23 protein-coding genes are annotated in these 23721 nt (G+C 39.5%); 3 read left to right on the plus strand and 20 right to left on the minus strand.

What is annotated here, in order from left to right:
• Nucleotides 1–43: 43 nt before the first annotated feature.
• Complete coding sequence (gene bioB, locus BMY21_RS06930) at nt 44–1000, plus strand: biotin synthase BioB (protein ID WP_074642156.1); 957 nt, start codon at nt 44–46, stop codon at nt 998–1000.
• A 9-nt stretch (nt 1001–1009) separates the two neighbouring features.
• Here bioB and BMY21_RS06935 read toward each other — a convergent pair whose 3' ends face one another.
• The 14 genes from BMY21_RS06935 to BMY21_RS07000 all read right to left on the minus strand — a co-directional run bounded on the left by BMY21_RS06935 (nt 1010) and on the right by BMY21_RS07000 (nt 15368).
• Nucleotides 1010–1687: an ABC transporter ATP-binding protein gene (locus BMY21_RS06935; RefSeq protein ID WP_074642157.1), complete on the minus strand. Its 678-nt coding sequence runs from the start codon at nt 1685–1687 to the stop codon at nt 1010–1012.
• Nucleotides 1684–2874: an ABC transporter permease gene (locus tag BMY21_RS06940; protein WP_074642159.1), complete on the minus strand. Its 1191-nt coding sequence runs from the start codon at nt 2872–2874 to the stop codon at nt 1684–1686. Before BMY21_RS06940 ends, BMY21_RS06935 begins: the two co-directional genes overlap by 4 nt.
• Complete coding sequence (locus BMY21_RS15695; protein WP_074642160.1) at nt 2859–3062, minus strand: DUF4418 family protein; 204 nt, start codon at nt 3060–3062, stop codon at nt 2859–2861. The genes BMY21_RS06940 and BMY21_RS15695 overlap by 16 nt, the downstream gene beginning before the upstream one ends.
• A 10-nt stretch (nt 3063–3072) precedes the next feature.
• Nucleotides 3073–4158 carry an ABC transporter substrate-binding protein gene (locus BMY21_RS06950; protein ID WP_074642162.1) on the minus strand — a complete coding sequence of 362 codons (1086 nt, stop codon included), beginning with the start codon at nt 4156–4158 and terminating at the stop codon, nt 3073–3075.
• A gap of 140 nt (nt 4159–4298) precedes the next feature.
• The gene (locus BMY21_RS06955; RefSeq protein ID WP_074642165.1) at nt 4299–5132 is read right to left on the minus strand and encodes an energy-coupling factor transporter transmembrane component T family protein; all 834 of its coding nucleotides are present in this window, start codon (nt 5130–5132) and stop codon (nt 4299–4301) included.
• Nucleotides 5120–6838, minus strand: a complete 1719-nt coding sequence (locus tag BMY21_RS06960; protein WP_074642167.1) for an ABC transporter ATP-binding protein — start codon at nt 6836–6838, stop codon at nt 5120–5122. The genes BMY21_RS06955 and BMY21_RS06960 overlap by 13 nt, the downstream gene beginning before the upstream one ends.
• 80 nt (nt 6839–6918) lie before the next feature.
• Nucleotides 6919–7482: an ECF-type riboflavin transporter substrate-binding protein gene (locus BMY21_RS06965; protein ID WP_074642169.1), complete on the minus strand. Its 564-nt coding sequence runs from the start codon at nt 7480–7482 to the stop codon at nt 6919–6921.
• A 45-nt stretch (nt 7483–7527) separates the two neighbouring features.
• Entirely contained in the window at nt 7528–8307 is a 780-nt protein-coding gene (locus tag BMY21_RS06970; RefSeq protein WP_074642171.1) for an ABC transporter ATP-binding protein, read from the minus strand.
• A gap of 181 nt (nt 8308–8488) precedes the next feature.
• Nucleotides 8489–9469 carry an ABC transporter permease gene (locus tag BMY21_RS06975; protein ID WP_074642173.1) on the minus strand — a complete coding sequence of 327 codons (981 nt, stop codon included), beginning with the start codon at nt 9467–9469 and terminating at the stop codon, nt 8489–8491.
• A gap of 164 nt (nt 9470–9633) precedes the next feature.
• Nucleotides 9634–10989 carry a nitrogenase component 1 gene (locus BMY21_RS06980; protein WP_074642175.1) on the minus strand — a complete coding sequence of 452 codons (1356 nt, stop codon included), beginning with the start codon at nt 10987–10989 and terminating at the stop codon, nt 9634–9636.
• 15 nt (nt 10990–11004) lie between these two features.
• The gene (locus tag BMY21_RS06985; protein WP_074642177.1) at nt 11005–12468 is read right to left on the minus strand and encodes a nitrogenase component 1; all 1464 of its coding nucleotides are present in this window, start codon (nt 12466–12468) and stop codon (nt 11005–11007) included.
• A 27-nt stretch (nt 12469–12495) separates the two neighbouring features.
• Complete coding sequence (locus tag BMY21_RS06990) at nt 12496–13608, minus strand: ABC transporter substrate-binding protein (RefSeq protein WP_074642179.1); 1113 nt, start codon at nt 13606–13608, stop codon at nt 12496–12498.
• 18 nt (nt 13609–13626) lie between these two features.
• Nucleotides 13627–14556, minus strand: coding sequence for an ABC transporter permease (locus BMY21_RS06995; protein WP_074642182.1), 930 nt, complete (start codon nt 14554–14556; stop codon nt 13627–13629).
• Nucleotides 14553–15368 (minus strand): ABC transporter ATP-binding protein, encoded by an 816-nt coding sequence (locus tag BMY21_RS07000; RefSeq protein WP_074642185.1) that lies wholly within the window; start codon nt 15366–15368, stop codon nt 14553–14555. The genes BMY21_RS06995 and BMY21_RS07000 overlap by 4 nt, the downstream gene beginning before the upstream one ends.
• 207 nt (nt 15369–15575) lie before the next feature.
• Here BMY21_RS07000 and BMY21_RS07005 point away from each other — a divergent pair, with 207 nt between their 5' ends.
• Nucleotides 15576–16262 (plus strand): YczE/YyaS/YitT family protein, encoded by a 687-nt coding sequence (locus BMY21_RS07005; RefSeq protein WP_074642187.1) that lies wholly within the window; start codon nt 15576–15578, stop codon nt 16260–16262.
• Between the two features lie 22 nt (nt 16263–16284).
• On the opposite strand, the gene BMY21_RS07010 is transcribed toward BMY21_RS07005, so the two are convergent.
• From BMY21_RS07010 to BMY21_RS07025, 4 genes are read right to left on the minus strand one after another with little or no spacing between them, the layout of a single operon-like run.
• Nucleotides 16285–17505: an amidohydrolase gene (locus BMY21_RS07010; protein ID WP_074642189.1), complete on the minus strand. Its 1221-nt coding sequence runs from the start codon at nt 17503–17505 to the stop codon at nt 16285–16287.
• A 59-nt stretch (nt 17506–17564) separates the two neighbouring features.
• Nucleotides 17565–18491, minus strand: coding sequence for a MetQ/NlpA family ABC transporter substrate-binding protein (locus BMY21_RS07015; protein ID WP_074642191.1), 927 nt, complete (start codon nt 18489–18491; stop codon nt 17565–17567).
• 25 nt (nt 18492–18516) lie between these two features.
• The gene (locus BMY21_RS07020) at nt 18517–19251 is read right to left on the minus strand and encodes a methionine ABC transporter permease (protein WP_074642193.1); all 735 of its coding nucleotides are present in this window, start codon (nt 19249–19251) and stop codon (nt 18517–18519) included.
• A gap of 1 nt (nt 19252) precedes the next feature.
• Nucleotides 19253–20311, minus strand: a complete 1059-nt coding sequence (locus BMY21_RS07025; protein ID WP_074642195.1) for a methionine ABC transporter ATP-binding protein — start codon at nt 20309–20311, stop codon at nt 19253–19255.
• 184 nt (nt 20312–20495) lie between these two features.
• Here BMY21_RS07025 and BMY21_RS07030 point away from each other — a divergent pair, with 184 nt between their 5' ends.
• Nucleotides 20496–21110 (plus strand): flavodoxin family protein, encoded by a 615-nt coding sequence (locus tag BMY21_RS07030; protein ID WP_074642197.1) that lies wholly within the window; start codon nt 20496–20498, stop codon nt 21108–21110.
• On the opposite strand, the gene BMY21_RS07035 is transcribed toward BMY21_RS07030, so the two are convergent.
• Together BMY21_RS07035 and BMY21_RS07040 are read right to left on the minus strand one after the other, a co-directional pair.
• On the minus strand, nt 21103–22419 hold the full coding sequence (locus BMY21_RS07035; protein WP_177177726.1) for an MATE family efflux transporter: 1317 nt from the start codon (nt 22417–22419) through the stop codon (nt 21103–21105). The genes BMY21_RS07030 and BMY21_RS07035 overlap by 8 nt on opposite strands.
• Nucleotides 22420–22432: 13 nt before the next feature.
• Nucleotides 22433–23698, minus strand: coding sequence for a nitrogenase component 1 (locus BMY21_RS07040; protein ID WP_074642201.1), 1266 nt, complete (start codon nt 23696–23698; stop codon nt 22433–22435).
• Nucleotides 23699–23721 lie beyond the last annotated feature (23 nt).

Raw genomic sequence — 23721 nt, forward strand, 5'->3', positions numbered from 1 at the left:
AATGTAGGTTTACAATATAAACGGATTATAATATACTGTGTGCATGGATTTAAAAACACTTGCAGAAGAAATTGTAAAAGGCCGTCGTTTACAGCGCGGTGAAGATTTTTCGTTTTTTAAGGATTGTGATCTCAATCAGCTTTGTCAGGGTGCAGATTATATAAGAAAAGAGCTTTGTGGAGACCGTGTTGATTTATGTTCAATTATTAATGGTCGCAGTGGCAGATGCAGCGAAAACTGTAAATTCTGCGCACAGAGTTCCTTTAATCATACAAATTGCGAAGTATATGATTTTCTTAATGAAGAAAAAATAATTCAGGCAGCAAAAGAAAATCAGAAAGAAGGTATACATCGTTTTGCTATCGTAACAGCAGGAAAGGCCTTGAGTGGAGAAGAGTTTCAGAAGGCCTTATCGGCTTACAAAAAAATGCATGAAAGTGTAAATATTGACTTGTGTGCTTCAATGGGCTTTTTAACAAAGGAGCAGCTTTTGCAGTTGAAGGCCGCAGGTGTAAGAAATTATCATCACAATATAGAAACTTCCCGCAGAAATTTTCCAAACATCTGTACAACTCACACTTACGAGATGAAACTGAATACTCTTAAGCTTGTTAAGGAAGTGGGACTGCGTGCCTGTTCTGGTGGAATTATTGGTATGGGAGAAACGTTTGAAGACAGAATCGATATGGCTCTTTCTTTGAGTGAAATCGCTGTTGATTCAATCCCGATAAATGTTCTTAGTCCAATTAAGGGAAGTCCTCTGGAAAATCTTCCTGCCTTAGCAGAAGATGAAGTGTTGCGTACTGTGGCAGTTTTCCGTTATTTTAATCCAACTGCTATGATAAGACTGGCAGCCGGGCGTTGCCATCTTTCTAATGGTGGAGAAAGAGCTTTTAATGCCGGCGCAAATGCTACAATCACCGGGAATATGCTTACTACCACCGGGACTTCAATAAAAAGTGATAAAGAGCTTTTTAAGAAGCTTTGCAGAACTTTTTAAGTATTTAATTTATATAGTTATTATCTTATCACAAAGTTTGAGTGCTTCCTTATCGTGGCTCACGAGGATTACGATTTTTCCTTGATTTGCCAGACTGCGGAAGATGTGGATTATTTCTTCTGTTCGTTCGGAGTCTACGGAATCAGTCGGTTCATCAGCGAGAATAATCTGTGGATTATTAATGAGGGCTCGGGCTATGAGAACCCGGTGATTTTCGCCACCGGAAAGATTTTGCGGGTATTGATCTGCAAGATGGGCGATATCAAATGCCTCAAGCAGACTGCGGGCATGTTCGGTGATTTTTGTATCGGTGTCAGAACTAGCTTTTCCTTTTGAAAGATAAGACGGCAGCCTTACATTATCCAGCACGGTAAGATTTTCAAGGAAGCTCTGTTCCTGAGAAACAAAGCCTATGTTTTTATTTCTGAAGGCAGACAGTTCTTTTTCTGAAAGGGAAGTGATTTCTGTAGGGGAGTTTTCGTATTCATTTGTATCAATTTTAATGGAACCGCTGTCTGGTTTTTGCAGACCTGCAATTAAAGAAAGGAGAGTGCTTTTTCCAGCTCCAGATTTTCCGGCAATTCCAAGAAAAGTGCCGTTTAGAGCTGTGAGGGAAAAATCATTCAGGACTGTAATTTTTCCTCCTGGGGTTTGAAAACTTTTTGTAAGATGCTTTATATCTATCATTTGAAAATCACTTCCTTTTTCGAAATTTTAATTGCGCTGTAAAGGGCAGAAATTAATGCTGCTAAAACTATTATTGCAAAGCTGATTAAGGCAAAGCCTGTAATTACAAGCGGATTTGACAGTGAAAATGGTAATCCGATTTTTTCTGAAATCAAAAGGTTAAATGGCAGGACTATAAGGGCCGAAATAAAGATTCCGATTATTGCTCCAAAAAATCCTATGCTGCCTGCTTCAAATAAAAGAAGCTTTTTAAGAGTGTCACTGTCGGCTCCAAGAACTCTCAAAATGGAATATTCCTTGAAGCGTTCATTTGCAATTAGGGAGAAAACAACTCCCAGTGTAAAAATTGTAACTAAAAGAATAAATAAACTTAATGCCTGAGGAAAAATCACAAAGGCTGAAATTCGTTCTGCAAGATTTGAAATGAAAGATGAACCTGTAATTACCTGAACGTCTGGTAGAGCTGTTTTTATGCGAAGGGCAGTACTGTCTGGTTTTGCATCTGGCTGCAACTTTACAAAAATAGAAGAGATTTTTGTGTTTGTGTCTCCATCAGAAATAAAACCAAAGCCCTTGCTTTTTGCATCCTCAAAAATATTCTGCAGGGTATTGAGGTCGGTGTAGATTGCGTTATCCATACCTGTGCTGCTTTTAGAAAGGCGGGAGGTTATTTTGTGCTGCTGTCCGAAAAACTTTACTTCTTTATTTGGAGTTGAGATATTGCTTCCTGCGAAAATATATTCGCTTCCTTTCTGAGGTCGGACTTTTGTTCTGGCCCAGTTTTGAATTAAAAAGTCTGTATCTGGCTCAAAGCCGATAATCTGAATCGGGAAATCGCAGCAGCTTTCACTCAGGCTTGTCAGATAAAACTGACCGCTTGCTTCTTTTACTCCTTGGACAGTGCGGACAATTTCTTCGGCACTTTTATCCATGTAAAAATAATTTGGTTCTCCATTCAGAAGAATATTTTCCATCTGACCTTCATAACCTTTTGGAACAATCATAAGGTCTGCGCCAAGACGATTTTTGAATCCCTTGATGCCGCCTTTTAGGCTTGAGGTTATAATCAGACTTCCAAAAAGTACGGCTGCTGAAAGTGAAGTCAGTGTGATGAGGGCTGCCGTTCGGAAAGGCTTGCGCCTGATATTTTCAAGCGCAAGTATTTTTGTTGTTATCGCTTTTTCCATAAGATGATAGTCTGTGCTAACGAGATAACGAAAATCACAATTCCAAAAACTAATACTACAGGTGCTGTTACCTTGTGGCAGTGCATGCTGGCCATGCCGCAAACCTTAGCGAATGTGTAAGGTGCAATGCCAACGAGTAAACCGAGCAATGCAATGAGTGATGATAAAATAATGTTGATGTTTTTCATGATGTTTCTCCTAGGCTCTTGAGCCGTTAATTTCCTTATAAGTTTTTGTCGCGCTATCGTAGATGTAGCCGTCTGGAACTCCAAAGAGTTCGATGTAGCCCTGTTCAATTAATTTTTCAATATCAGTTGTCTTTTTCAGGATTCCAGCTGTCTGCAACTGACGTGCTGCAGCATCAAAGGTTTTCTTTCCGAGTGAGCGGCTTGGCTGATAGTTCAGTTCTTCGAGAAGGGCTGCATTAAAGTCGAGATCGCCCGCAACCAAATCGTTTTCAATCTGAAGCTGTGCGGCTGCCCGAGGTTCTGCTTCAACATAAGCAGCTGCCTTTTGCAAAGCGCGGGTAACAGCTGCAGCACCCGCTGGGTTTTCACTGAGTAATTTGTGAGTTACAAACTGCTGGCAGCAATATTCTTTTACAAACTTTTCATCAGTGCCGGTATCCAGAATCTTTCTAAAGCCGTATGCAAGTTCGCCTTTTGTCGCAACAGGATCATGAGCTCCTATTACATCTACTGCTCCATTATTAAGGGCAATTGCAAGGTCGGCAGATGCATAAGCAACAAATTCAACTTCATTATTTTCTGCAGTAACACCAATTCCTACGTCCATCAGTTTACGTTTAAGATTCATAACTGCAGAGTCTGCAAGTCCTGGAACACCGATTGTTTTTCCGCGAAGGTCTGCAACCGACTGAATATCGCTGTCTGCGCGAACATAATACTTTGTACAACCGATATGGATTCCAGATGTAAAGGAAATTGGAAGACCGTTTTCAATCGCCTGCAATTGAGTTGCATAAAGACCGTAACCTGCATCTACTTTACCAGAAGCAATCATTTCTGCAAGAGTTGCTCCACCTTCAACTACAACAACATACTCTGCCTTCTGTCCGATTTTTGCCAGTTCTTCATCAAAAAGACCAAGTTTCCATGCCACATGAACAGGGGCACCACAAAGGTTACCTGTCTGATAGTTGATTCTTACAACCTTCTGTTCAGGTGCGCTGTTTGCTACCTGTTTTTTTGAGCATGATGTTAATGCGCCTGCTAATGCGAGTGCTGCAAGTGTCATTCCCGCAATTTTTGATAGATGTTTCATAAATACCTCCAGTATTATTGTTCGCATAAAATGGACAATAATAACTTAATTACCTACTATCTTAGTATGTTATAACAGAAAGAAAGGAGGCTGAGTAATATTTATTTCTTATCTTAACTATAGGAAAAATCTATATCCGATTACCAAAATGTAGAAGGATACCAGAATCTGCTGCCATCAAAATAGGTGACAAATAAAGCAAGACCTGATAAAAGAATTGTAAGAATTATAATAATCCAATCCGAAGACTTAAGTTCTTTTGCAGAATACCAGCTGCGTTTTTTTTCTTTTCCAAAACCACGAAGCTCCATGGCATTGCTTACAGAATCTATTTTCTCCATGCTGCTGAAAATCAGGGGAAATAAAATTGCACTCATATTGAAGAGTCTTGAAAAAATATTAGCCTTAGAAGACATTTCAATACCGCGTGCTTCCTGGGCATTTTTGATTTTGTTGAAATCAGACTGAACGTCAGGAACATATCGTAAAGAAATTGCAACTGAATAGCAGATTGTGTAGGGGAGTTTTATTCTGTTCAGGCTTGCCGCAAATTCACTTGGATTTGTAGAGGTAATAAACATAAAAACAGAAGGCACAATCGTTAAGTATTTTAAGATTATATTCAGTTCATAAAAGAGCTGTTCGAAAGTCAGAGTGTAATTTCCTGCAATATGAAAAAGCTCTGTTCTGCTTCCATAAATCTTACAGCCCTCATAAGGTGAAAAAAGAAAAATTGCAAGTACATTTAAAATCAAAAAGACAAGAATAAAAATAAAAATTGAGCGCACCTGTTTCCAGTCTGTTTTTGAAAGCTTAAAACAGATTATGCTGATTACAAGCATTGCCGCCAGAACTCTGGTGTCATAAGTGAGCATGCTGGTAATTGTCCACAGAAGAAAGAAAATCAGTTTTGTAAGGCCGCTGAGCCGGTGAATAAAGCAATCTTTTTCAACGTAAGAAATTATTTTTGCCATGAACTTATGCCTCCTCGTTCATAATAAATAAAGGCGTCGACCAGACTGAAAGGATTTTCAAAATCACATTTTACTGCTAAATCATAAAGGCTTGTTTTTTTAAGACTGGCCTGTTCTGTAATTTTTTCGTCTGTAAGAATTTTAGAACTTTTATCATCTGCAATTATGTGACCGTTTGAAAGCACAATTGCGCGGTCTGTGTATTCGAGCATAAGGTGCATGTCGTGAGTAATCATGATGATTGTGATTCCGAGCTCGCGGTTTAATTTACGAAGGAACTCCATGATTTCTGTGTAATGCGCGTAATCCTGGCCGGCAGTTGGTTCATCAAGAATAATCACTTCCGGATTCATAACAAGAATTGATGCAATTGTGACACGCTTTTTCTGACCGAAACTCACTGCATTTACCGGCCAGTTTCTGTAAGGATACATTCCGCAGATTTTCAAAGCCTTATAAACTTCTTCTTTAATTTTGTCTTTCGGTACTTTTCGCACGGCAAGACCAAGGGCAGTTTCATCATATATTATAGATTTGCAGATCATTTGATTCTGGTTCTGCATTACAAAGCCGATTTTTTCGCCGCGTTGTTTAATAGAAAGATTTGAAATCTCCTGACCGTTTAAGAAAATCTCTCCGGAATCCTGTTTGTTAAAACCGCAGATTAAAGATGCTATTGTAGATTTGCCGGCACCATTTGTTCCAACGATGCTGACCATCTCTCCCTTGTGAATTTTAAAACTGATGTTTTCGACAGTATTCGTTTTTGATTTATCATAAGCAAAGGAAACATTTTTTAATTCAAGGGCAATTTCTTCTGACGGTTGTGATGCCGGAATCTGAATCTGCTGGAACCATTTTTTTAGATTTTCTTTATAAGGCTCAAGATTCATTGTTTCAATATTTTCAAGATTATCCTGGGCGTGAAGTTTACAGCCGGCGTGTTTGAGGGCGGCAATGTATAGAGGTTCTCTGATTCCTTTTTGAGGGAGAATGTCTGTACTCAAAAGTTCGTTAGGAGTTGTATCGATGGCAATCTGACCGTCTTCAACTACAATAATCCTGTCGACCTTTTTGTATAAAACATCTTCGAGGCGGTGTTCAATTATGATTACAGTTTTATCTGTTTGGGCATTGATTTTATCTATAAGTGAAATAATACGTTTTCCGGCTGCCGGATCAAGATTTGCAAGAGGCTCATCAAAAAGAAGGACTTCTACATTGTCCACAAGAATACCGGCGAGTGAAACACGCTGTTTCTGACCGCCGCTTAAAGTAGCAGGAACTGCTTTTAAGAGCTTTTCTACATCAACAGTTTTTGCCGCTTCAAGAACTTTTTCGTGCATTTCTTTGCTAGGAACGTTGTCGTTTTCAAGTGCAAAGGCAATATCTTCTGCAACGGTAAGACCAATAAATTGTCCGTCTGTATCTTGTAAAACTGTTCCTACATGTTTTGAGATTCCAAAAATTCCAGCTTTAGCCGGATTTTCTCCACAGACAGAAATTTCGCCTTCGAGTTTTCCGGTATAAGTTGATGGAATGAGTCCATTTATACATTTAGCTATTGTTGATTTTCCAGAACCGGAAGAACCTATAATTAATATTTTTTCGCCTTTTTTGATTTCGAGATTTATATTTTTTAGAGTAGGAGTTGATTTAGTCCGATATTGGAAACTTACGTTTCTAAAACTAATGATGGATTCCATTTTGGAATGATTATAACAAGATTAAGATGAAAAAAAAAGGTCGTCTTCCAGAAATCGGGATGACGACCGTATATAAAAAACTATTCTTCTTCTTTCAATGAACCGGATTTTGTTTTGATTTTTGAATAACCAAAAGCAAGAAGGCTTCCGAGAATTGCAACAATTACAAGGTTTGTGATTGCAGCTGTGATTCCCTGAATGAAAACTTTGTTTGCAGGTTCCTTGTAGATTACAATATCAAGAACTGGAGCAATCAAAGCCCATGCAATTAAGTTTGAAAGAACTTGAACAAGATTGAATCCGAGGCACTGTTTAAAACCGAATCCACCTTCTTCAATTGCATATTTTTTTGCAAAAAGACCAACGAGCAAACCAAAGATTGCATCCGGAAAAACCCATGACCACCATACACTTCCATAGAAAAGTGCATCTCCTAAAGCATGTCCAATCAAACCTATTGCAAAGCCTGCTATAGGGCCGAATACTGCTGCAAAGAAAGTCAAAACAGCGGCACGTACCTGCAAAGCTGTATTAGGAACGAATCCGATTGGAATCTGAACTGTTGTTAAAGCAACAAAAATTGCAGCACCAATACCGATTGCTACAACCTGACGAATAACTGATTTTCCTTTGTTATCTGCCATATAACACCTCTTTTATTTTTTATACCTACAAAAAGGTAGGTAAATTTAAATTGCGTATTCTGCTTCCTGAACCTTTCCTGCATAGTTCAGAATCTCAAGAATCTGTGTTCTATATTTTAAGAACACGTCTTGTCCACGTGCGCGAGGATGGCTCAAATCAATCTTAATGATTTTTTCAACCTTTGCCGGGCGTGGTGACATTACTACTACATAATCGCTCAGATAAACAGCTTCGTCAACATCATGGGTTACCATAACCATTGTTGTGTTGTGCTCTTTCCAAAGGCGGATAATTTCGTCCTGCATGGTCATGCGGGTAAAGGCATCGAGGGCTCCAAGAGGCTCGTCCAGCAAAAGAATTTTTGGGTGACCTACAAGGGCTCGGGCAAGACTTGCTCTCTGATTCATACCGCCCGAAAGCTGATGGGGATAGGATTTTTCAAAACCTTCGAGACCAACAAGTTTTATGAACTCATCAACGTCCTTTTTACGCTCTTTATATATGTGACGCGCCTTTAAGCCAAAGGCCACGTTGTCGCGGATTGTGAGCCAGGGAAAAAGATTTGCCTGCTGAAAAGCAAAGCCACGGTCGCTGCCAGGTTTTGTTATTTTTGTGCCGTCTACGCTGACTTCTCCTGAAGTTGGTGTTTCGAGTCCTGCGATACAGCGGAGCAGGGTAGTCTTTCCACAGCCTGATGGGCCGATAAGTGAAACAAAGCTTCCTGCAGGAATTGTAAAGTCAACTCCATTGAGCGCAGTTACTTCTTCGGCTTCTCCCTGATTAAAGATTTTTGTTATATTGTTTAATTTAATTTCTCCAGACATTGTTTCCTCCTTTAGTAAGGTTTTAGGTGATAGGTTTTAGGTTAGAGGGTTTTAGGGGCAAAGCCCCTAGGAGAAGGGGTAGCGGAAGCCACCGCAGGCGAAGCCGAGGAGGCTGAAGCGAGGGGGATGCTTCCCCCTCCTCCTAAAACCTATAACCTATAACCTAGTACCTATAACCTGATTACCACTTTATTAATCCCTTCTGCCAGTTGAGCAGCTTACCTCTTACCTTAAAGAGCACTGTAATAATCACAGTACAGAAAACTGCAATCATAAGCAGGCCGGCGTAAACTCCGCTGTAAAGCATCATTGCTTTCTGGTAACTGATGTACCAGCCGATTCCATATTTTGCACCGAACATTTCGGCAGTCATAAGGGCAATAAATGCGGCACAGATTCCGTTGAAAGTTCCCTGGAAAATATTTGGCAGGGCGGCCGGAACTGCAATTCGGAAAACCTGAAAGAAGGTTCTTGCTCCAAGGGTTTTGCCGACTTCAAAATAAACCTTGCTTGTATTCTGAATACCCGAGCTTGTCATCAACTGAACCGGGAACCATACTGCCAGAGCGATGATAAAAACGCTTGCTCCAAAAGGAGTAGGGAAGGTTGTAAGAACAAGTGGGATCCAGGCTGTTGCCGGAATTGGACCTATCAGTTTGATATATGGATTGATCCAGTAATAAACTTTCTTTGAAAAACCAAGAAGAACTCCTGTAATAAAGCCAATAAGAACCCCCCAGAAAACTCCAAGTAAAAGCAGGCGGAAGGAATACCAGATACATTTTCCAAGAAGGGCTGTCTGCTCTATAAAGACTGCAAGAATGTTGTCGAAGCTTGGAAAAAAGATTACAGGAAGCAGAGCAAACTTTGCAGTTATTAAATTGATGACAATTACAAGGCCTGCTGTTCCTAAAAGGAAAGGCCCCTTGTATTCAAGAGAAGAGCGAAGTTTTTTTACGAAAAAAGAAAGAATAAAAAAGATTGAAGCCAGCGCCAGGAGGATAAGCAGAAGCCTGTTATAATATGAAACTTTTGCTACTGGATGAAGACTGCTGTTTGGAATAAGGTTATGAACTGCAAGGGCAATAATAACTCCAAGAATTGGAAATGCCCTGTAGAGAAGTGATTTTATGGTGTATTTAATTTTTGCCGATGATTTCATTAATTACCTCTTATATATAACCTAGTATCTTACTAGGTTATATATGTTTTTGGCCTTTTTCACAAATATATTTTTTTTATAATAGGTATAGGAAAAAGTTATAACTAAAAAAGGTGACTGTTGTCGGCAGTCACCTAAAAACTTAAAGAGGAAAATATGGCATTTTATAAGGTTTGTGTTGAGCGAGTAATTTTTACTTTTTTAAACATTCCGGAGTATATTTCTTCAAGCAGGCGAAGACCACCGTTGTAACCAACATAGCTTCTTGTGATTATTACGTCATCAGTTATAGGCATACTGATGTAAATCAAAAGATTTTTGTTTTCATTTGCTATAAGGCCTTCCCATGTGCTTCCAAAAATAACTGCTCGTTTTGACCCTTTTAGGTTTTCTTTTATATGTTTTTGAATCAGACCTCCATCTGACTCTATGTGAATCAGACTTCCTGTTCCCTCCTGAATTTTTTCTCCATAGCTGATAAGCTTTTCCTGAATCTGCTGGGTTGGAGGATCATCATCGATGTAAATTCCTTTTGTTGTAAAGCCAAGTTCGTTCACAAGAAAGTTTGTAATTCCGAGTGTATATGATGCATCTCCAACAATGTAATGTTCATTTGGCAGATTTGTTCTAAAGTCGCTGGTAAAATCTACAACAGAAAGAAAATAAGAATAGAAGCGTTCTTCTTCTTCTTTGATTACCTTTTCAACAAGGCTTTTATCCAGTTTTAATGTTTCTCCTACTGTTTTCAAAAATGCACTTGTGGATTTTGCTCCAACAGGAAGCTCAGGGTAGTGGAGATATGGTGTACCGTATTTCTTCTTTAGATTTTCAGCAATACTGAGGCCAACCCAAGGCGAAATAACAAGATTGTATTCTGCCTTAGGAATGCTTTTCCACTCTTCAATTCCTTTAGAACCTTTTCCAAAAAGAATGTTCACTTTCAAGCCAAGGAGGGAAAGAATTCTTTTGATTTCTTCAAGGTCGCCTCTCCATAACGGATCCTGGTTAGGCACTACAGAAAAGACATTTACAAGACCTTTTTCTACTTCAACTTTTTCAGCAGGCAAAAACTGATTAATAATTGCATTTACAACAAGTTCATGTCCATAATAGTTATTGCCCTTAAAGCCCGAAGTTTCTACTCCGACAATTGGAAAGCCCTGGTCCCGGAATTCTTTTGCAACAGTTACAACATCATCTCCGACAATTCCAGATGTACAGCCGGCCAGTACAACAAAGAGATCTGCATTAAGAACCTTAAAAGAATTTTTAATTAAAGCACGCAGTTTATCTTCGCCACCAAATACAACTTCTTTTTCGCTGGTGTTTGTGCAGGCAACCTGTCCGCCGCCTCCAAAACCTTCTCCCTGATTTCCGGCTTCTTCTCCAAGATATGCAAAGGTTTTAGAAATACAGCCTGGTCCTGCATGTGCAATTGGGAGGGCACCCGGAATTGCATGTACTGTTTGCTGTGCTGCTAATGCACAAGAAAATCGTGGTTGTTCAATTATTTGACTCACTTTTATACTCCTGAATTATCGTGTTTCAAAAAGGAAAGGATCTTCGTTTTGCAGCCACCACTGTGTATAAGGCAGTTTTACATGGGCTGCTACATTGTCATAAAACTTTTGTGAAGAAAGTCCTTCAAGGATTCTGTTTCCAAGATTTATTACTCCGTCATATAAGGCAATGACATTTGCATCAGTTGCTCGAATAGATGCAATTCCAACCTTTGTTCCAACAACGGCAATATTATTGTGTCTTGTGAGCAGTACATCTGGTTTAATTTTCTTTAATAACTTTACCATGATGTAAGGCTGACGGTTGCAGACTGAAAAGTTCTTAATGTCTCCACCAGATTTTACCAGTTTATCGAGAGTGTTTAATTCTTCGGAATCTGAGTCTGTAATCTGGTCGTGGTGAAGGGTAGTTACACCAATAACTTCCATTCCTAAATCTCTTGCGATATTTGCAAGATTATGGGCGTAAGAATGGCCTGCAAAAATGTAGGCTTTCTTTCCGCTTAATTTTTCACGCAACTTTTTTAATGGCTCTTTAATTCTTTCATGTTCTGCAGCAATCAGTTTTTCGCCGGCTTCTTTTCTGCCTGTAGCTTCGCAAAGGGCTCGTACCCACTGGTCTGTCCAGTCGATTCCATATGGGGAAGGAGCTTTTACCTGAACGACTCCATATTTCTTTTCCAGCGCTTCTGAAACATAGGTTCCAAGTGTCTCACAAATATGTGTAGAGCAGACTGCTTCTGACATGCGTGCAAGCATTTCTACAGTTGAAAGTGGAACAACAAGATTTGGCTTTAATCCAAGTTTTTCAAAAAATGGGGTAAAGGCATCGCAACCCTGGAAGTTGAAAACATTTACAAGGTCTTTGTCTTTTGTTTTTGGTTCTTTAACAATCTTACGTAAAACACCGTGGAAAACAGCATCAAAACCAGAGGCCCAGGTTTTAGATTTAAAGCCTTCACAATAAATCGGAATAATTGGAATATTAAGCTCCGGTTCAAGTTCATCAGCTACGCTTTCAATGTCATCTCCAATAATACCTGCAGCACATGATGACTGAACAAAAATTGCAGAAGGTGAAAATCTTTTGTAAGCTTCAAGTACTGCTGTTCTTAGTTTTGCAACACCACCGTAAACTGTTTCTTTTATCGAAATGTTTGTAGAGATTGCCTGAACTTTTTGAGGAGGCAGATTTCTTACCTGCGTTCCTGCCTGTCCTGCAACATACTGCACAGCCGGGTTACAGCATCCAAGTGGAGAGTGAATTACAACAGCAGCTCCGCGAATCATGTAAGTAAGAGTTTCTGCACAGCCCTGGGAACAGTCGCTGCACTGAGTAAAAGTTCTTTTAGGCTCTCTTACTGACTTACCGCGAGATTCTTCAACAAGCTGGGAAGCACTTCCGTGGTAAGAAATAATTGTTCCTATACGGTGATCTCGAACTTCTACACTGGTTGTATTTAAATTGATATTTCCCATTTTTCTTTCCTTTTTAGAATTTCTTATTTAGATTTTTTCAGGATAGTCAGATTCAAAACCTGGATATTGATTATTATGCTTTCTAAAATATGTCCACATATCTTTGTAAATCTGCTCATCCGGGAATTCCTGAATTACTTCTTTTAATGCTTGAGCGTAAAGAGAAATATTAAAGAAGTCTGTAAGCGGACGGTCAGATTTTAGAATTCCATATTTAATCATAGTGTCATAATACTCATTAACACCGTTGAAGTTAGGGTCAGGATTATATGAAAGATTTTGAGTTGTCTCTTTGTCATAGATTGTTGCATTAAGCCAGGCTTCATCCTGTCCTGTAACTTTATTCAAAAGCTTCTTAGTTCCTTCTTCGTCATAACGGTAATCCTTGTAACTTAGAATTAATGCTTTAAGCCATCTTTTATAAGGTTCAGTATTTTCGCGGAATTTTTTTCCATAAGCCATCTGACGGCAGCAAACAAAATCTTCTTTCCAATCTGTTACAGGGAAGAGGTATACAAGTCCAAGCTTTTTAGCTGTGTCTACATAAGAGTTGTACATAAGGGCAATATCAACAACGCCTTTGCTTGCTCCTGCAAGTAATGATTCATAAGAATCAAAAAGTTTAATATGAACATCTTTTTCCGGATCAAGACCATAGATTTCAAGCAGTGCGCGTTTAGAAATCATTTCTGCAGTTCCGCCCATCAAACAGCCAACTGTTCTGCCTTTCCAGTTATTTACATCACCTGCTACGGCTGCAAAATCTTTGTAGGCCATAACAGCCTGTCCACCGGCCATTGTTCCTCCGTAAAGAACAATGTCTCCACCCCGGGCTCCAAGACTAAGGTTTGCCATTACGTCTTGTGTAGAAGCGTCGAGTTTTCCTAAGGCAACAGATTCAAAAAGACCACTGCGGGCAACCGGCTGAAATTTAACTTTAAGACCATATTTATCAATGTAGCCTCTTGCTACTGCAAGCTCGTTTATTGGAACGATTGTGTTAGAAGAAGCATCCTTTCCTATTAATAGAGAAAGGTATTCAGAATCTTTTTTTTCTTTCGAACAAGAGCACAATAACATTGCCATTGTAATCAAGCAGATAATAAAGCCAGTCTTTCTTCTTTTAGATAATCGATTCATAATTTACCTCCTTTAGAATCAATAATTCCATTTAATTAAATATTTTTTTGCAGCACTTATTCCGTTGTTTATAAGTGTTACTACAAGAGCGATGAAAATAATTCCTGCAATTGCTTTTGTGTAGTTTGCAAAAGACAGAGAATATCGAACGTAATAGCCCATTCCATTATCAGCTCCAAGCATTTCTGCAGCGGTCAAAGTCATTATTGCAGTTGCAATATTGATTGGCAGTCCATTAAAAATACGTGGAAAGTTGAATGGAATAATTACTTTGAAAAGAATTGTTGCAGTTGGCAGATTAAGCACTCGTGCAGAATTAATAATTTTCTTTTCTACGAAAGCTGTATTATTTATTGAGCTCATAAAGACACCCCAGAAGATGCTGAGGAAAATTACTGTAAAGGATGCGATTGTGTAAGTTGGCATTATGAGTACAACATATGGAGTGTAGATAAGGGGCGGCACGGTTGATATTGCTTTTACGATAGGGTAGATTGCTTTTGTGAGCCGCTGATTCCAGCCTACAAAGGTTCCAAGAATAACTGCACTGGAAATAGCTGAAAAGAGTCCTGTAATCAAAAGGAACATACTGCTTAAAAATCCAAGTAAAATTTTTTTTGTATCACTTATAAAGATGTAAAAAACGTTTTCTGGCGCTGGTACAAAAACATATGGAAAAATATTGAATCTTGAAACAAGAAGTTCCCAAAGAAAAATAAATCCAAAAACAAAGGCAAGAATATCTTTGCTGGCCTGAATATCTTTTTTGCCAAAAAGTTTAATAAGAAAAAGGAATTCTATAATCAGCAGGACAATAATAAAAACAAGAGGAGATTTTAAGCCTTCCTGCATTTCTGCCTTATACTTGCTTGGAAGAATAAATGATAAAAAAGTGAGTAGCAAAAAAAAATGTGCAAAATTAAAAATGTTTCTGAGTTTCTTAATCATATATTTCCTCCTTCGCCATCAACAACAAGTCTTGTTTCGTTATAAAAATATTTAACAAGCTTTTGATAAAGTTCTTTGTATTCTTTGCTTTCCTGAATGTAAGGATAATTTCGTGGGCGAGGCAGAGTATCATCGATAACTGCGTAAATTCGTTTTGGAACCATAAAAACAATACGGTCTGCAAGTAGTTCGGCTTCATTCAAATCGTGGGTAACAAAAACTACTGTTTTTTTCTTTTCATCAATTCGCCAAAGATGAAGTAAAAGTTTCTGAAGATTTTCTCTGATTTTTGCATCAAGTGCTCCAAAAGGTTCATCCATTAAAAGAATGTCTGGATCACAGGCCATAGCACGGGCTATAGCAACACGCTGCTGCATGCCTCCTGAGAGTTCTCCCGGCAGTTTGTTTTCAAAGCCATCAAGCTCAACATTATGAAGATATTTTTTAGCAATCTCTAATGCTTCTCTTTTTGAAATTTTTTTACTTTTCTTTGATGTTTCATATACGGCAAAGGCTACATTTCTCAGAGCTGTCATCCATGGAAAAAGAGAATAATTTTGGAAAACAACAGCGCGGTCTGTGCCAGGTCCATCTATTTCTTTTCCATTTATTTTTACACTTCCGCTAGTTGCATTCTGGAGTCCTGCAAGAACTGAAAGTAAAGTGCTTTTTCCACAACCCGAAGAACCAACTATACAGATAAATTCTCCACGGTTAATTGTCAGATTAATATCTTTTAATGCTTCAAATGTAGAATTTTTTTCTTCGTATGATAGTGAAAGATTTTTTATCTCAATCAAGGCTTCACCCATATTCTTATATCCTCCTTATATCTAACCTAGTGATATAGTAGGTATATAATCTTTTAAGTATTATTTCCAATACAAATTTCAGATATGAGCGATAGTCTTTTTTTATAGATGCGAGAGAGCAACCCACTGAAAAGCTCGTCATTGCGAGCCTAAGGTGAAGCAATCTATATCTTGACGTATGTGATTCTTGAGATTACTATCACATCTATGCGAAAAAGAATTTTACTTGAATGGTTAAAAATTGTTCTGGGACTTATTGTTTTTGCCTTTGGCGTACACCTTACAATTTTTGCAAATATTGGTCTTGCTCCATGGGACTGTCTTGGCATGGGGATTTCTTACCACACTCCGCTCAACTATGGAATGTCAATGACAATTATGGCTCTTGTGATTTTAGGCATTGATATTCTTATGAAAGAAAAAATCGGCTACGGTACAATTATTGATGCCCTGATTACCGGAAATCTTGTTCAGCTTTATAATACATTAAATCCTTTTCCTCTTAATGAGAGTTTATCGCTGGGAATTGTTTACATGCTTACCGGTTTTGTTTTTATGGCCCTTGGCATGGCGATTTATATGAAGAGCGAGCAGTGTTGCGGCCCTCGCGATGCCCTGCTTGTAGGTCTTGGAAAAAGAATGCTGAAAGTACCGATTGGAATTGTAGAAATTATTTTGTGGGGTGTAGTTCTGCTGGCCGGTTGGCTTTTGGGAGGCCCTGTTGGAATTGGAACGATTGTCGGAACCTTTGGTGCTGGCCTTGTGATGCAGCTGGTTTACATGATCATTCATTTTGAGCCTCGCAAGCTGCAGCATCGTGGTGTGATTGAGATTTCCAAAGCTCTTGTGACTGGTAAGACTAGTCAGCAGGAAAAGGCCTGCGAGTCTGCTTAAAAACTGTGAGTCTGGTTTGCTTTTATTCTTGATTCAAAAAATCAATTGCGTAGAAGGTGTATAAAGAAACCGACTGAAGCAGGGCTTCTTCATCTATATCAAATTTTGAATCGTGATGGGCTGCAGTTGTACCTTCTTTTACGGGATTGCCTGTTCCAAAATAGGCGTAAGTTCCCGGTACCTTGAGGATATATTCTGCAAAGTCATCTCCACCAAGAGAAGCCTGGCGGTTTTTAATTACATTCTCTTCGCCAAAAAGTCTAGCGGCGGTTTTCTGAACCTCTTCTGTTGAAGTCTGGTCGTTTATAAGCGGCGAAGTAAAATCTTTATATTCAACTTGGGCATCTCCGCCAAAAAGTTGTGCTGTCTGTTTTGCCATGTCTGAAAGCATCTGCTTTGTTTTTTCGCGGACTTCTGGTGTAAAGGCTCTTATAGTTCCTTCCAGTTCTGCCTTTTGCGCAACGATGTTGTAGGCATCTCCCGCTGTAATTTTTCCAATTCCTACAAGAACATTGTCCATAGGGGATGTGCGGCGGGTTATCAAAGCCTGTGTTGAAATTACAATCTGGCTTGCGATGTAGGCGGCATCGGAGCCCAGCTGTGGAGTTGAAACGTGGGCAGGAGCCCCCTTTACGGTGATTTTGAACCAGTCGACACTGGCGTTGTTTGGACCTGGAACTACTGCGACTTTTCCAGACGGAACATTTGACGCGGCGTGCATGCCAAAAGTTCTGTATGCGCCGTCCAGGTAGCCACCATCTACAAAGATTCTCGCTCCATAACCGATTTCTTCGCCGGCCTGGAAGGTGAGGCGGATTGTACCCGAGAATAAATCCTTATGGGCAGTAAGAATACGGGCTGCACCAAGCAGAGATGCTGTGTGTGCATCATGACCACAGGCGTGCATGCGGCCGGGTATTTTTGATTTATATTCGCACTCGTGAGTTTCCTGAATAGGCAGAGCATCTATGTCGGCGCGAAGAACAATCGCTTTTGATGGGCTGTCTGTGCTGCTAGTTTCTCCCGACTTTTTGTTGCCCTTAATTTCCGCATAAACGCCGGTTTCTCCGACCCGCTTATGAGCCAGACCAATTTTATCCAGTTCCTCTTCGATTTTAAGGGCAGTCTGAAATTCTTCTTTTGCTATTTCAGGATTCATGTGAAAATGACGCCGCAGAGAAACAATGTACTTGTGGTCTTCTTTGATTTCTTCTAAAAGTTCTTTTTCTATGCTTTCTGTCATTTTCATATCCTCCATAAAAAAGGCGGACTTAATAGCCCGCCCTTTTTCAGTAAATATTTTTACCACTTAATTGCTTTATCAACTGCCTTTACAGTTTCAGCAGCCTTATCAGCACTTACAGTCTTGTAAGCAAAAGAAGGGAAGAAAGATTCTTCGAATCTTGAAAGAATATATTCAGCAACAACCTGTGACTGGTAAGCCTTTACGATCTTCTTGTAAACATCATTATCCTTGTCCTTTGTGCGTGCAACAATGATATTTACATATGGATTGTCTCCACTTTCAGACTGCTTTTCGATGATGAGACCATCCTTTGAAGGAATAAGGCCTGTAGGAATTGCATAAGTTCCGTTGATTGTAGCTCCGGCGTAATCGTTGAGAGTCTGAGGAAGAGTGTTTGCTGTCTGTGGAACAACTTCAACATTATAAACAAACTCTGTAATGTCCTTGAGCTCTGGTGTATAACCTGCAGCTGGATCAACTTTAATAAGTCCTGCAGCTTCAAGAAGTTTAATTCCACGGCTAAGGTTTGTACCGTCACTTGGAATTGCAAATTTGAGGGCACCTGCTTTTACAGCCTTGCTGCCATTTGTTCCTGCTGCTTTTTTAATTTCATCAATGCTCTTGTATTTCTTTGAATACAAAGTAAGAGGTGCAATCAAAGTGTCGCCGATAACTGTAAGGTCATAACCATTTTTACCTGCATCGTTGTTCAGATAAGCCTTGTGCTGGAAAGCGTTCAAATCGATATCGCCTGAATTCAAAGCTTCGTTTGGAAGATTGTAAGCGCTGAACTCAACAAGTTCAATTTTAATTCCGCTGTTTTCCTTGTCCAGAACATACTGAACAGCCTTCCACTGATCGTTGTTAGCGCCACAAACGCCAACCTTTACTTTCTGAGTTTTAGCTTTCTTTGCAGCAAAAGCTCCGCTTGAGAGGACTCCTGCAATAAGAAGCAGGGCAAAAATCTTTTTTGTATTTTTCATAATTCAATTTCTCCTTTTTTTTGACTTATGATTTATTTTCAGGATTCCCTACGGAGTCCTTTTGTGCATGTTTAAAGAGCTCTCTGTTTGTAGTTTTCTTTGCAAGCAGAGAACCAATGAATTGCAGAAGACAGATAAAAATCAAAAGAATGATTATGCAGGCATAAATGATATCCTGATGATTGAGTCCCTGACCGTAGTTGATGGCAAAGTCTCCAAGTCCTCCGGCTCCTACTGCACCAGCCATAGTTGTAAGTCCGACCAGAGAAATGGCCGTAATTGTAGTAACACGGATAAGCTCCGGAACTGATTCATGAAGATAAACGCGGAAAATCAAACCAAAGGTTCCGCTTCCCATACTGCGGGCTGCCTCTGCCTTTCCCGGGTCAACATTTTCCAAAGCTGTTTCAACCTGTCGGGAAAAGAATGGCACCGTTCCAAAAATCAGAGGAATAATGGCACCTTTTACTCCGATTGCAGTTCCCACAATTGAGCGGGTAAAAGGAATCAGAAAAACAAGCAGAATTACAAATGGAATCGATCGAAAAAGATTTATAATTACGCTTATTATTGTGTAGAAAACTTTGTTCGGCTTAATTCCATCCTTCTTAAAAACAATCAGAAGTACACCAAAAATCAGTCCAAGCACAAAAGAAATTGAACCCGAAATGATGAACATCTGAAAGGTTGCAAGGCAGTTGTTCAAAAACTTATACCAGTAGGCATAAAGATTCGGAAAGATTTTTTCGAATGTCTCCATATTAGTTTGCCTCCAATTCAGTCACCTTTACCTTCTGCTCAGCAAAATGGGCAATGGCTGCATCTATATTTTTTTCTTCGCCTTTAATCACAACAATGATTTCACCAAGAGGCGAGTCCTGAATCATCTCAACATTTGCAAGCACGATATTAAGGCGCACGTTGAACTTCTGAGAAACAAGAGAAATCAAAGATTCGCCGACAGAGTTTTTCAAGAAGGTCAGCTTAATCAGCCTGCCACCTTCTGCCGGATTATTTACCAGAGGATCATTTACCAGTGTTGAAACCTTTGCAAGAGAAGACTGGGAAGCAATAAACTTTTTTGTAATCTCCTGCTTAGGTTCAGCAAAAATAGAATATACATCGCCTTCTTCTACCACGCGGCCTTTTTCCATAACGGCAACCCTGTGGCAGATAGATTTAATTACGCTCATTTCGTGAGTGATTATGATGATTGTAAGCCCGAGTTTTTTATTCAGTTCTTTAAGAAGATTCAAAATAGAGGCAGTTGCTTCAGGGTCCAGGGCACTGGTTGCTTCATCAGAAAGCAGTACCTTAGGATTATTTGCAAGGGCACGGGCAATTGCAACGCGCTGTTTCTGGCCTCCCGAAAGCTGACTTGGGTAAACATTGCGCTTGTCGCTCAAATCAACCAGCTCCAGAAGTTCAGTTACGCGGGCTTCAATTTCTTCTTTTTTAAGGCCATTATACTTAAGCGGGTAGGCTACGTTGTCAAAAACTGTAGAACGGTCAAGCAGATTAAAGTGCTGGAAAATCATTCCAATTCCACGGCGTACCTTTTTCATTTCATGATTTGTTTTGCGGTGAAAGTTTCCTTCGCTGTCGTGCCAGGTGAGCTGAGTTCCATTTACCGTAATGCTGCCGGAATCAGGAACTTCAAGCAGATTTATACATCGAACCAGTGTAGATTTTCCCGCTCCCGAATATCCGATAACACCGTAAATTGTGCCGTCTTCAATTGTGAGCGAAACCTTTTTCAGGGCTTCTACATCATTACCTTTGAGATGATAAGTTTTATCAACGGAATCTATAACTATCATTTTATTATATCTACCTATAAACCTAGTAAGTTAGTAGGAATATAGCCTAAAAACAGAGACTTGTCAAGCAAGCTTTGTTCGCAGATTTTTTATGCAATTTTACAGGAGTTTTTTTCATTGATTTCCTTTGTCTCTCAGATTATCATTTAGGCATATTCATTTTATAAGAGGATATGAAGCGGTTATGAAGGTATTACTTGTAAACGGAAGCCCACGTGCTAACAGCAACACTTTGCTTGGTCTGCACGAGATGGAAAAGATTTTTGCAGAGCAGGGAATTGAAACTGAAATTTTTAACATCGGTAACAAAGATATCCGTGGCTGCATTGCCTGTGGCCGTTGCGGCGAGCTTGGTAAATGTGTTTTTGATGATGCTGTAAATGAGTTTGCGGCTAAGTTTAAGGATGCTGATGGAATTGTTGTCGGAACTCCAGTTTATTATTCTGCTCCAAACGCAACTGTTCAGGCTTTCCTGCAGAGACTTTTTTACAGCAGCAGCTTTGATAAGACAATGAAGGTTGGTGCTGGTTTTGTATGTGCGCGCCGTGGCGGTACAACAGCTTCTTTTGATGTAGTGAATAAATTTTTTACAATCAGCGGCATGCCAATTGCCAGCAGCCAGTACTGGAATAATATTCATGGTGGCGCTGCAGGTGAAGCTGCCCAGGATGCAGAAGGTATGCAAACCCTCCGCGTTCTTGCCCGCAATATGAGTTTTTTGATTAAGTCTATTGCCTTGGGCAAGGAAAAGTTCGGTCTTCCTGAAAAAGAAGAACACGCCTGGACTAATTTTATTTAATACGTTTTTTTCTGAATATAAAAAGCCAGATAATGTATATGATGATTACCAGCGGCCAGGCTGCCGGATATACCAGAGCAATCAAGGTAAAAGAATTTGATGTCTGGGAAATTATCAGAAGCATTGTCTGGCGGAATAAAACAAATCCAACAAATGTAATGATGGTTGGGCGTAATGCAATTCCAAAGCCTCTCATTACATTTGAAAAAAGCATTGAAAAGCCGCATAAAACAAAAAAAGGCGCAGTGAGATAAATAAAGCGTTCTGCGAAATAAATAACTTCTGCATCATCTGAAAAAAGACTGGCAAAAAAGTTTGCCTGAAAAATCAATAACAGACTTAAAATACTGATAACGCTGAAATTCAGTATAAATGATTTTTTAATTCCATCACGAATTCTCTCTGATTTTTTTGCACCGTAATTTTGAGCAACAAAGGTAGTGGCTCCGCTTGCAAGACTATGCATTGGTAATATAGCAAACTGATCAAACTTAGAAAAAATTGCCCAGCCAGCCATGCAGGATGTTCCAAAATAATTAATGTACTTCTGCATAAAGGTATTTGAAAAAGATGTGATTGAAGAAGAAATTGCGCCAGGTAAACCGAGTTTCATAATTTTTTTCAAAATCAAAAAATCAATTTGAGGATGCTTAAGTTCAAGCCGCATTTTGACTTCCAGTCTTTGAAGTGAAATTATAACCAGAATGGCACTTAAGAGTTCGCTGAGTACAGTAGCATAAGCTGCTCCTTCAATTCCTTTGCCAAGCAAAACTACAAAAAGAATATCAAGAATAATATTTGAAACGGAGGAGATAACCAGAAAAATGAGAGCTCGTGTTGAATCTCCAAGTGCTCTTAAAATTCCAGACCCCATGTTGTAAAGAGTTAGGGCTGCTGTTCCAAGAAAGTAAATTTTCAGATATTGGTTTGCCTGGACTAATACATCCGGAGGTGTAGAAATTAATCTTAATACAAAAGGAGAAAGAATTATTTGAATGACGGTGGCGAGGATGCTGAAAATAAAGCTTGCATAAATTGTAGTATTTATTGCTTTTTTCAGACTTGGAAAATTTTTTGCTCCAAAAAACTGTGATATTACAACCTGTGCACCGATTGCAAGCCCGTTGAAAAAATTAATTACAGTATTCACAAAATGTGAGGTTGAGCCTATTGCGGCCAGTGCCTGACTTCCAATAACCCTTCCAACAATAAAAGTGTCGAAAGTGTTATAAAACTGCTGGAAGAGATTTCCCAGCAGCAGGGGAGCGGAAAATTTTAGTAAAAGGGGAACTATCTTCCCCTGTGTCATATCGGTTGTCATTTTAGAAATGATTGTACAAATCTTCGACTAAAGAAATGCAGCCGTGCGTACCTATATGAGAACGGTTAAGTATTTCTTTATCAAGACAAGGATTTGAAGTAAGGGCAAAAAAAGCATTCAGTTTTTGTGCCAGTTTTTTTTCATAAGAGCTGCCCATAAAAAGAGTAGCCCGGCCGTCATACTTTTGTGCAAGCTGTTCAATTTCCCAAACATCATTTTCAAAATAGACATCTGCCTTGCGAGGGCATTCAAGCTTTTGCACTTCTTCTCGAATAACATCCTGATACTGCTTTGGAACAGAATCTGTAAAGATGATTGCAAGAGGAATGTGCCCGTGTACATTTACCAGGAAGCGGGCAAGTCCCAGAGTCTTTGCACTTTCGCCAACCAGAATAAAACGATGGCGTTCAAAGTTTCCAAAAAGGGAATCAAGATATTCGTAAACGTAGAGTTCTTCTTCCTGAATAACTTTTTCTACAAGGTCGGAGTCGAGGTCGAGCCGCTCGGCCACTGTTCTCAAAAAGTTTGCAGTATCTTTAGGACCAACCGGCCAGCCGTTAAATCTTAGGGTTTCAATTCCAAAGGTTTCTTTATAATAGGTGTCTACATTCTTAGCAAGCCATGGTGAAAGGTTGATGTTAAAGGCAGCGTTGCCTGAACTTTTCAACTGTTCAATTCCGTCGCGACGGATAAAAAAGGTATTTGCCTTTACGCCGATTCTTGCAAGAAGTCTTGTAATTTCTTCAAGGTCGCCACGCAGAGTGATGTCGGAACTTGGTGGCTGTCCGTAAATGTTTACAAGGCGGGAATCGGTCTTTGTTTTTTTTGCAAGTTTTTTTACAGTTGCAAGAAGGGCCATGTTGTAGCCTGTGTAGGTGTCGCCTCGGAAACCTGCTGTGTCAATGCTTGCAATAGGATAAGGAGAAGCTTCAAACTCTTTTACTACGCTATCTACATCATCACCATTAATTCCCATGGAACAGCCGGTAAGAACTGCGTAATAGTCACCGTCCATAATTTCGAGGCTCCCTTTAATTGTCTCTCGTAGTCTCTGAGTTCCGCCGAATACAACTTCCTTTTCGTAGGCATTTGAACTTGGAAGCCCGTGATAACCACCAAGGTAATAAAGGTTTGTGCGGCTGGAAGCCTGCATTGAACACCCCGGGCTTGCGTGAAGAATCGGGATTGCACGGTAAATATTTCCTATTACATCAAGAGCTCCGTGAAGGGAACAGAGGCTTCTTGGTCTTTCTATACATTTTTCCATTTTGAAAACTCCTTGTCTGGTTC

This window comes from Treponema bryantii (genome assembly GCF_900111035.1).
Lineage (GTDB): Bacteria > Spirochaetota > Spirochaetia > Treponematales > Treponemataceae > Treponema_D > Treponema_D bryantii_C.

Bases quoted from the DNA above. Each gene is read 5' to 3' on its own strand.
- bioB (WP_074642156.1), top strand. From the start codon at position 44: ATGGATTTAAAAACACTTGCAGAAGAAATTGTAAAAGGCCGTCGTTTA.
- BMY21_RS06935 (WP_074642157.1), bottom strand. From the start codon at position 1,687: ATGATAGATATAAAGCATCTTACAAAAAGTTTTCAAACCCCAGGAGGA.
- BMY21_RS06940 (WP_074642159.1), bottom strand. From the start codon at position 2,874: ATGGAAAAAGCGATAACAACAAAAATACTTGCGCTTGAAAATATCAGG.
- BMY21_RS15695 (WP_074642160.1), bottom strand. From the start codon at position 3,062: ATGAAAAACATCAACATTATTTTATCATCACTCATTGCATTGCTCGGT.
- BMY21_RS06950 (WP_074642162.1), bottom strand. From the start codon at position 4,158: ATGAAACATCTATCAAAAATTGCGGGAATGACACTTGCAGCACTCGCA.
- BMY21_RS06955 (WP_074642165.1), bottom strand. From the start codon at position 5,132: ATGGCAAAAATAATTTCTTACGTTGAAAAAGATTGCTTTATTCACCGG.
- BMY21_RS06960 (WP_074642167.1), bottom strand. From the start codon at position 6,838: ATGGAATCCATCATTAGTTTTAGAAACGTAAGTTTCCAATATCGGACT.
- BMY21_RS06965 (WP_074642169.1), bottom strand. From the start codon at position 7,482: ATGGCAGATAACAAAGGAAAATCAGTTATTCGTCAGGTTGTAGCAATC.
- BMY21_RS06970 (WP_074642171.1), bottom strand. From the start codon at position 8,307: ATGTCTGGAGAAATTAAATTAAACAATATAACAAAAATCTTTAATCAG.
- BMY21_RS06975 (WP_074642173.1), bottom strand. From the start codon at position 9,469: ATGAAATCATCGGCAAAAATTAAATACACCATAAAATCACTTCTCTAC.
- BMY21_RS06985 (WP_074642177.1), bottom strand. From the start codon at position 12,468: ATGGGAAATATCAATTTAAATACAACCAGTGTAGAAGTTCGAGATCAC.
- BMY21_RS06990 (WP_074642179.1), bottom strand. From the start codon at position 13,608: ATGAATCGATTATCTAAAAGAAGAAAGACTGGCTTTATTATCTGCTTG.
- BMY21_RS06995 (WP_074642182.1), bottom strand. From the start codon at position 14,556: ATGATTAAGAAACTCAGAAACATTTTTAATTTTGCACATTTTTTTTTG.
- BMY21_RS07000 (WP_074642185.1), bottom strand. From the start codon at position 15,368: ATGGGTGAAGCCTTGATTGAGATAAAAAATCTTTCACTATCATACGAA.
- BMY21_RS07005 (WP_074642187.1), top strand. From the start codon at position 15,576: ATGCGAAAAAGAATTTTACTTGAATGGTTAAAAATTGTTCTGGGACTT.
- BMY21_RS07010 (WP_074642189.1), bottom strand. From the start codon at position 17,505: ATGACAGAAAGCATAGAAAAAGAACTTTTAGAAGAAATCAAAGAAGAC.
- BMY21_RS07015 (WP_074642191.1), bottom strand. From the start codon at position 18,491: ATGAAAAATACAAAAAAGATTTTTGCCCTGCTTCTTATTGCAGGAGTC.
- BMY21_RS07020 (WP_074642193.1), bottom strand. From the start codon at position 19,251: ATGGAGACATTCGAAAAAATCTTTCCGAATCTTTATGCCTACTGGTAT.
- BMY21_RS07025 (WP_074642195.1), bottom strand. From the start codon at position 20,311: ATGATAGTTATAGATTCCGTTGATAAAACTTATCATCTCAAAGGTAAT.
- BMY21_RS07030 (WP_074642197.1), top strand. From the start codon at position 20,496: ATGAAGGTATTACTTGTAAACGGAAGCCCACGTGCTAACAGCAACACT.
- BMY21_RS07035 (WP_177177726.1), bottom strand. From the start codon at position 22,419: ATGACACAGGGGAAGATAGTTCCCCTTTTACTAAAATTTTCCGCTCCC.
- BMY21_RS07040 (WP_074642201.1), bottom strand. From the start codon at position 23,698: ATGGAAAAATGTATAGAAAGACCAAGAAGCCTCTGTTCCCTTCACGGA.